Raw genomic sequence first — 7,508 nt, forward strand, 5'->3', positions numbered from 1 at the left:
GGATTTGGGGGGCGTTGAAGTTTCCAGCAAACCTCGGGCGCAATGCGTCGCGAGATCGCGAAACCATATCCACGTCGTCCCGGGCTTGACCCGGGACCCATACTCCGCGGTCTATCGGTGAGAGCGCCGGCGTTAGAGACCTTCAGCAACAACAACCGCCTCGGAGTATGGGTCCCTGCGTTCGCAGGGACGACAGCGGAGAATGACGGGAGCACCATAATCTTCGCCTTTCCCAATCTCCCCCTCCTCGATCGCCGCAATCTGCAGCGCTATCCGCGCTGCGGGATCGCGAAGCTGCGTCTGTTGCAGTCTGCATCCGCGATGCGCTTCACCGGAAAAGCATATAGGATTGCCAGCATGCGCGTCGGCGAACTCTTCATTCTCGGCTTCTTCGGCAAAACCATCCCGGCATGGCTGCGGGAATTTGCGGCCAATTACGGCCTGGGCGGCGTGATCCTGTTCGATTATTCCTGCCAGACGCAACAATACGACAACAACATCGAGTCGCCGGAGCAGGTGCAGCGTCTGTGCGAGGAGATTTGCTGCCTGCCGTCGCGCCCGATGGTGTTCATCGACCAGGAGGGCGGGCTGGTGCGGCGGCTGAAGGACGGCAAGGGGTTCAAGCCGCTGCCGAGCCCGAAGGAGTTCAACCACCTTCCCGCGAACGAGAAGCGGGGAGTGCTGGCCGCAAGTTTCGGCGAAATGCGCCGCCTCGGCATTCACTACGACTTCGCGCCCGTGATCGACGTCGACTACAATCCTGACAATCCGAACATCGGCAAAATCAAACGCTCCTGGTCCGCCGATATCGGCGAGGTTCGGGCCAATGCGCTGCTGATGAGCGAGGTCGCGCGCGAGGCCGGCATCGGGCTGTGTCTGAAGCACTTTCCCGGTATCGGCGGCGCGGTGGCGGACTCGCATCAGGAGTTCATGGACATTTCGGGCAGTTTTCGCGACGAGCAGGAAGAGCTGTTCTATGCGCTGGCGCCCCAAATGTTCGGCGATGCCGTGCTGGTCAGCCACGCCATCGTCAGGCAATGGGACCGCGACAATCCGATGACCCTGTCTGCCGCGGGCCTCGGCCGGCTGCGCCGGCGGCTCCCCGAGACGCTCTTGGTCACCGACGACATGCAGATGCAGGGTTTGCAGAAGGCGTTGGGCACCAGGCAGGCCAGCCTTCAATCGCTGCAGGCCGGCATCGACATGCTCTGCATCGGCAACAATCTGTTCGATCAGGAGCAGGAAATGGCCGCCATCGCCCAGTCCATTGAACAGGGCCTGCGCGATGGGATTCTGGCGGGTTCCGCCATTCAGGAATCGATCGCCCGGGTGGCCCGGCGAAAGGCGCTTTGGGCGGCCGGACCGCCCTGACGGCGGCGCTATGCGGTACCGGCGTGCGGTTCCCCGCCAACGATGGGTTGCCTTGCGAGGCCGTTGAGACTACAAGCCTTTTTTCAACGGGAAGACAGGCGATGGCCCACAATTACGCAATCAATGACGACGTGCACCACCAGCTGCAGGGGCCGCAGGGCCGCGCCACCGTCAAGGAACGCAGCATCTACACCATCGTCACCTGCCTGCCGATCGAGGCCGACGGCCGCCCGCGCTACCGCATCAAGAGCAAGACCGAGAACGTCGAGCGCGTCGTGACCGAGGAGCAGATCAGCCGGCTCGGCTGATCCGCCGCTATTTTTCATTTGGACGGCCTGTCTGGACGGCCGGGCGCCTGCCCGCGCCGCGCCTTGTCGTGCGTGGCGGCCAGCGATGCTGGCGGCCTTCAGCGGCCGGGGGTCATCGCACCGATCCGGATGACAGCTGATTAGAAAAACAAATGGGCGTGGGTGTGGAACCAGGGCGGGCAAGTACTCCCGCCGTCACCGTAGAACTACGGGGGCTCCACTGGCTGTGGTCGTCGATCTTGCAATCCAGGCACGATACTTGACCGGCCAGGCTCGATTTTCCAACCCAATTGCCACAAGTTCCCGTATTCTTACTGGGTAAGAAATTAACCACCAGCGGCAAGCGAATCGATAAATTAGTCATATGTCGCAGCAAGACCATCAAGCCGGTGATTCGCACTTTCCGAAGTGGGCGGAGACCATCGCGCCGCTCGAGAACAATCTTGAAATCGTCCAGTTGTCCGCCGCGCGCGCGCGCGCAACGGAAGAAGCGGAAGCGTCGATCGCGCGCCAGCTCAACGGACCGCTCACCGCGCTGCTGCTCTACATGAACGAGATCAAGCAGCACAGCCACCAGTTCTCCGAAGCGCCCGGCAACCGCGTCTACCTGCAACAGGTCGTGGACAACGCGGTTCAACAGCTCGAACGCGTCTGCGCCGTGGTGAAGCAGATGTCGGACAAGCATCCGGTGTTTGCTTCCGAATCCGATCGCACGCAGGGGCGGGAGAACCGCGCCGGCCGCGTCAAGGATGGCGGTCGCGCGCCCGACGTGATGTTCGCCTCGGAGACCGGTCAGAAGCCGCTGACCAAGCGCGAGCGCGAGGTATTGAGCCTGATCAGCGAAGGCTGCTCCAACAAGCAAGGCGCCTTGCGGATGAACATCAGCCCGAGGACCTTCGAAAGCCATCGCGCCGAAGCCATGCGCAAGCTTGGCGCCCGCAACACCGCGGACCTCGTCCGCAAGGCGCTGTCGCAGCCCGCCTGAGTTCTCGCCGCCGGCGAGACCGGGCCAGGGTGTGGCTCAGCAGAAATCTTCGGCAAAAGAACGCGTGCGCGGCGTCGGCCGGGTCGCGATGCCCGGCTTGGGCTCTTCGGGGATGATGGTGATCACCCAGGCCGCCGTAACGCTCGACTTGTTTTCCACGATCGATCGGACGTGACCGGTGACGGCCGAGCCGGCCGAGCGGAAGGTTGCGCTTCTGCCGTTGAACTGGGCGATACGGAAACGCCGCACTTCTTTCTGATCGCTCGTCTCAAACGTGAACATGAGGGGGCTCCTTGGTCCACGCGACTATCGCGATTCAACGTTATCCGTCTGTGAAAATCCCAAACCGTAGTAGTACGGCAAGGCGCGTGCGCGGCACGCGAGGTCGTCCCATCCAGACACAACGAGACAGGCCGGATGCCGCCTCGGCGGCGTTCACCGGTCCTGATTGCGGTTGGGATGGCCGCGAGGATAGCGGGCGGTGCGGCGTGGATTGCTGCTTATGGCGTCAGCCGCCGTGCCTCGGCACGATGCTATTCAGCGGCGCTGGGGAACACCGCTTCCATCTTGGTCTTGAGCGTCGCCGCGTTGAACGGCTTGACGATGTAGTTGCTGACGCCGGCCTTCTTCGCGGCGATGACGTTCTCGGTCTTCGATTCCGCCGTTATCATGATGAAGGGCGTGTTCGAGAATTCCGGGCTGGCCCGGACTTCCTTCAGCAGGTCGTAGCCGGTCATCGGCTCCATGTTCCAATCGGAGATCACGAGGCCGTAGCGCTTGCCCTGCATTTTGGCGAGCGCGGCCGATCCGTCGCTGGCGTCGTCGACGTTCTCGAATCCAAGCTGCTTGAGGAGATTGCGGATGATGCGGATCATGGTGCTGTAGTCATCGACCACCAGGATCGGCATCGACAAATCAAAAGCCATGTCTCTACTCCGCGCAACTAGCAAACCGCCGAACACGGGTGAACGCGCGTGGCATTCGAAATCGTCTCGATGCTCTTTCCCGAACCTTGCACCCGTCAGCACCGTGACAAATATCAGGGGTCATTGAACAGCGCGTTAACTGCCGGCCGAATAAATCCCCGGCAAATGCGCTCCCGCCGTAATTATACGGTGAGCTTCCGGCATGGCGGATCGCTGGGCGCAATCTTCACGCGCATCACGGGGCAGCGCGTATCCATGCGTTCGGGCAGCCGCTCGCCCGTGGCCGGCGGCCAACGGTCACGCCACGGCGCCATGAATATGCGGGCGCAGCAGGCGGTCGTACTGGGCCTTCACCGTCGCGTAGCATTCGCAGGAGGTCTTGATCAGGCCGTCTAGGTTGGTGATCTCGATATGACCGCGGCTGTAATGGATGAAATTCGCCTGCTGCAGCGTGTTGGCCACCAGCGATACGCTGTTGCGGCGCGCGCCGATCATCTGCGCCATGGCTTCCTGGGTCAGCACGAGCTTGTCGCTGCCGGACAGGTCGCGGGTATGCAACAGGCAGCGCGCCAGCCGGGACTCAACTGTGTGCGAGGCGTTGCAGCCCGCGGTCTGCTGGATCTGCGCGTAGACCGCCAATCCGTGCCGCGCCAGCAAGGTCCGGAACGTCACGCTCTGGTCGGCGGCCGCCCGAAGCTGATCGAGGTCGATCGTCGAGGCCACGCCGGGAACCAGCACCACCGCGCTGTTCAGCGCGATCGGGTCGCCGAGAGCGGCGAAGGCGCCGAAGATGCTGTCGCGGCCGACCATCGCGATCTGGACGTGCTCACCTCGCGCAAGCTTGACGACGAGGGAAATCACGCCCCTGTGCGGAAGGTACGCGCGCTTGAGCGTCTCGTCGACTTCCACCAGCACCAGATCCTGGGTGAGGTCGGCGGTGCGCAGATGCGGGCGGATCAGTTCAAAATCGTCCGCAGTCAGCGAGGACAAAAATCCATTGGGTGAACGAGGGGCTGAATCCAAAGCAGTCTCCTGCCTTACGGGCAAAGCCGGTCTCTGGGTGCCAGGCACCAAAAAATATGCACTATGCGCGCTCAAAAATGCACGTTCATCTTGCCACGATTTGCCGGCGGGAAATATCGGCAAATAGCCGCACTTTGCCGCTGGGTCGGACCGTTGGTCGCTCCGTTCGGTGGCGGCCCGAAGCTGTTCGGCGTTGAGCATCGAGACCGGGCCCGGCACCACTCGGCCATGTCGTTGCGCGCCGGACGTCGGGACTGCGCCTGAAGTTTCCGCCGATGGCACCAAGGGTTGTGGAACCTGCGCTATACACTGTGGAGGGCAGACAGCGCCGTCGATTTGCTACGGAATTACGAATAGTGCGCTGATTCGCAAGGCAAAAATGCTCGCGTAACGCCTTCGGTGTGCTGTTGATGGTGCCCTGCAGGTGTGTCCTGTCGGGCGGGGCTGTTGTTTGCGGTTTGTCGTTAGTCCCTTGCAGTGCGTCCGATACGGCGGAGGAGGCCGTCATGCGCCGCATATTGGTCGTCGATGACGACCTCCATACCCGCCTCGCGATACGCGCCTGGCTCAAGCAGTGCGGTTTCAGGGTCGCCATCGCCGACGGCGGGCCCAACGGCCTTGCGGCGCTCGACGACGCAACGTTCGACCTGATGATGGTCGATATCTTCATGCCGAACATGCGCGGTTTCGAGTCGATCAGGATATTTCACCAGCGCGCCCCGACGGTGCCCCTGATCGCAATTTCCGGTTACGCCTTTTCCGGTCCGGAAACCGAAAATCTCGCTTGCCTCAAAATGGCTCTCAGCCTCGGTGCGACGAGGTGCCTGCGCAAGCCCTTCAGGCCGGTGACTCTGCTCAGCGTAATCGATGAGTGTCTGTCGGAAGCTGAGCCGCACCGGAGGTACGTCGCAACACTTGCCGCCGTCGCAACGGCGCTGTCGGAACAGCAGAGCGAGGCGGCACCGTCGGATGCGCCGAAACAGAGGATGGCAACGGGCTGAGCCGCCAGCCAGTCGTAACGGCGTCGCGTCGAATCAGGCAGGGCGGCGGTCGCGGGCGTAGGGCAACTGAGGAGCGACAAGCGATTGAAAGCAGAAATCTCGCCTCCGGGAGCTGAAATGACACGGGTACTCGTTGTCGACGACGATCCGATGGTCTGCATGGCCATTGAGATCTATCTGGAGCGTCACGGCTTCGAAGTGACGATAGCCGACGGCGGCGAAGCTGGGCTTCGCGCGCTCGAAGACTCCAGCTTCGATTTGATGATCGTCGATATCTTCATGCCGCATATGCGTGGCTTCGAATCGATCCGGATATTCCACGAGCGCGCGCCGGCGATTCCCCTGGTGGCGATGTCGGGATACGCGTTTGCGAATCTCGATTCGCCGGCGCCGGACTTTTTGCGAATGGCGCTCGAACTCGGCGCGGCGCGCTGCCTGCGCAAGCCGTTTACGCCGGCGGCGTTGCTGGCGGTGATTAATGAATGTCTTGCCGAAGCGCGAGCGCGCTATGCGGGCGCCGCTGGATCCGGATAGCGCTTCCGTTGCGGCGATCGCGGCCGCGATCTCGGTGATTTCTCCGCTGTTATCGTCGGGTCGATCGGACCCGTGGGCAAATTGGTCCGGCCGCATATTCGAAGACCCATCGCAGGACCGATCGAGAAGGCGCGGCTTGGACGCAGAGCGGCGTTGGTAAGAGTTTGTTTACCATAAAAAACATTGCCGCGGCTTTTCCTGCCCTCGCGTAGTTGTACGGACCAGCACGTTAACCAGCGGGTAGCGCCGGGACGCCAGTGTGGCACGGTCGCCGCGAGAAAGTAGCGGCGCTGCGTCAATCGTGTCATCCAGAAGGATATGAGTTATGTCAGGCATTGTTCTCTCGTCGTCGGTTCGCCAGAACCTTCTCTCGCTGCAGTCGACCGCAGATCTGCTCGCGACCACGCAGAACCGCCTTGCCACCGGCAAGAAGGTCAATACCGCTCTCGATAATCCCACCAACTTCTTCACCGCGCAGTCGCTCGATTCGCGCGCCGGTGACATCAACAATCTCTTGGACGGCATCGGCAACGGCGTACAGGTGCTGCAGGCCGCCAACACCGGCATCACCTCGCTGCAGAAGCTGGTCGACACCGCGAAGTCGCTGGCCAACCAGGCGCTGCAGAGCGCGGTCGGCTATTCCACCAAGTCAAACGTCTCCGCGACGATCGCCGGCGCAACCGCGAGCGACCTGCGCGGCACCACGAGCTACACCAGCGCGACTGCCATCAGCCGCGCGCTGTACGACGGCACAGCCGGCGGCGCGACCGCTGTGACTGGTGCGGATACCCTCGGCGCCACCGCCGGCACGCTTGTCAGCTCGGCTGCGGTGACGGACAACACCGGCGGCGCCGTTAATATCACGGCCGCCACCAAACTCTACGGTCCCGCCGGCGGCGCCGCGGGCACTGGCGGTCTGACGACCCAGGCTGCATCTTCGTTCGTGGATGGCGATGTCCTCACCGTGAACGGCAAGACGATCACGATCAAGTCGGGCACCGTTCCCGGTGCTGCCACCCTCGCTGCCGGGCTCAGCTCGGTCGGCAACGTTGTGACGGATGGAACCGGCAACTCCACCATCTACCTCGGTGCTGGTGCGCAATCGGACGCCAGCGTTGGCGATCTCACCACCGCCATCGACCTTGCCAGCGGCCGTCAGTATGTCGCGTCGGTCGCCTCCGGTGTCGCCACCCTGGGCGGTACCGCCAGCACCACCCTTGCCGGCATCACGACGCTCAGCAGCTCCACGGGCGCTGATCTTTCGATCACCGGCAAGGCCGACAGCCTCAAGGCACTTAACCTGACGGCTGCAGTTGGCGCAGGTGCCACCACGCTCACCGCCGCTCGTGCGACCAGCGCC

9 protein-coding genes are annotated in these 7,508 nt (G+C 62.8%); 6 read left to right on the forward strand and 3 right to left on the reverse strand.

The window, feature by feature from the left end:
* Nucleotides 1-357: 357 nt before the first annotated feature.
* The 3 genes from ACSQ84_RS35760 (at nt 358) to ACSQ84_RS35770 (ending at nt 2,664) form a co-directional block, all read left to right on the forward strand.
* Nucleotides 358-1,371 carry a glycoside hydrolase family 3 N-terminal domain-containing protein gene (locus tag ACSQ84_RS35760; protein ID WP_436216466.1) on the forward strand — a complete coding sequence of 338 codons (1,014 nt, stop codon included), beginning with the start codon at nt 358-360 and terminating at the stop codon, nt 1,369-1,371.
* 101 nt (nt 1,372-1,472) lie between these two features.
* The gene (locus ACSQ84_RS35765) at nt 1,473-1,679 is read left to right on the forward strand and encodes a hypothetical protein (RefSeq protein WP_192740564.1); all 207 of its coding nucleotides are present in this window, start codon (nt 1,473-1,475) and stop codon (nt 1,677-1,679) included.
* Between the two features lie 364 nt (nt 1,680-2,043).
* Complete coding sequence (locus tag ACSQ84_RS35770) at nt 2,044-2,664, forward strand: response regulator transcription factor (RefSeq protein WP_436216467.1); 621 nt, start codon at nt 2,044-2,046, stop codon at nt 2,662-2,664.
* A gap of 36 nt (nt 2,665-2,700) precedes the next feature.
* Here the strand turns inward: ACSQ84_RS35770 and ACSQ84_RS35775 are convergent, their stop codons facing one another.
* From ACSQ84_RS35775 to ACSQ84_RS35785, 3 genes are all read right to left on the reverse strand, one after another.
* The gene (locus tag ACSQ84_RS35775; protein WP_436216468.1) at nt 2,701-2,946 is read right to left on the reverse strand and encodes a hypothetical protein; all 246 of its coding nucleotides are present in this window, start codon (nt 2,944-2,946) and stop codon (nt 2,701-2,703) included.
* Between the two features lie 251 nt (nt 2,947-3,197).
* Nucleotides 3,198-3,590 (reverse strand): response regulator, encoded by a 393-nt coding sequence (locus tag ACSQ84_RS35780; protein ID WP_192740568.1) that lies wholly within the window; start codon nt 3,588-3,590, stop codon nt 3,198-3,200.
* A 297-nt stretch (nt 3,591-3,887) separates the two neighbouring features.
* Nucleotides 3,888-4,613 (reverse strand): Crp/Fnr family transcriptional regulator, encoded by a 726-nt coding sequence (locus tag ACSQ84_RS35785; RefSeq protein ID WP_436216469.1) that lies wholly within the window; start codon nt 4,611-4,613, stop codon nt 3,888-3,890.
* A gap of 506 nt (nt 4,614-5,119) precedes the next feature.
* On the opposite strand from ACSQ84_RS35785, the gene ACSQ84_RS35790 reads away from it, so the two are divergent.
* From ACSQ84_RS35790 to ACSQ84_RS35800, 3 genes are all read left to right on the forward strand, one after another.
* The gene (locus tag ACSQ84_RS35790) at nt 5,120-5,614 is read left to right on the forward strand and encodes a response regulator (protein ID WP_436216470.1); all 495 of its coding nucleotides are present in this window, start codon (nt 5,120-5,122) and stop codon (nt 5,612-5,614) included.
* Between the two features lie 117 nt (nt 5,615-5,731).
* Complete coding sequence (locus tag ACSQ84_RS35795; RefSeq protein WP_436216471.1) at nt 5,732-6,148, forward strand: response regulator; 417 nt, start codon at nt 5,732-5,734, stop codon at nt 6,146-6,148.
* A 325-nt stretch (nt 6,149-6,473) separates the two neighbouring features.
* A partial coding sequence (locus ACSQ84_RS35800; protein ID WP_436216472.1) for a DUF1522 domain-containing protein occupies nt 6,474-7,508 on the forward strand: 1,035 nt, incomplete at its 3' end.

The organism is Bradyrhizobium sp. LjRoot220 (assembly GCF_964252915.1).
GTDB lineage: Bacteria > Pseudomonadota > Alphaproteobacteria > Rhizobiales > Xanthobacteraceae > Bradyrhizobium.

What these genes read in the sequence shown, in the direction of transcription:
- ACSQ84_RS35760 (WP_436216466.1), top strand. Translation starts at nt 358, where the DNA reads ATGCGCGTCGGCGAACTCTTCATTCTCGGCTTCTTCGGCAAAACCATC.
- ACSQ84_RS35765 (WP_192740564.1), top strand. Translation starts at nt 1,473, where the DNA reads ATGGCCCACAATTACGCAATCAATGACGACGTGCACCACCAGCTGCAG.
- ACSQ84_RS35770 (WP_436216467.1), top strand. Translation starts at nt 2,044, where the DNA reads ATGTCGCAGCAAGACCATCAAGCCGGTGATTCGCACTTTCCGAAGTGG.
- ACSQ84_RS35775 (WP_436216468.1), bottom strand. Translation starts at nt 2,946, where the DNA reads ATGTTCACGTTTGAGACGAGCGATCAGAAAGAAGTGCGGCGTTTCCGT.
- ACSQ84_RS35780 (WP_192740568.1), bottom strand. Translation starts at nt 3,590, where the DNA reads ATGGCTTTTGATTTGTCGATGCCGATCCTGGTGGTCGATGACTACAGC.
- ACSQ84_RS35790 (WP_436216470.1), top strand. Translation starts at nt 5,120, where the DNA reads ATGCGCCGCATATTGGTCGTCGATGACGACCTCCATACCCGCCTCGCG.
- ACSQ84_RS35795 (WP_436216471.1), top strand. Translation starts at nt 5,732, where the DNA reads ATGACACGGGTACTCGTTGTCGACGACGATCCGATGGTCTGCATGGCC.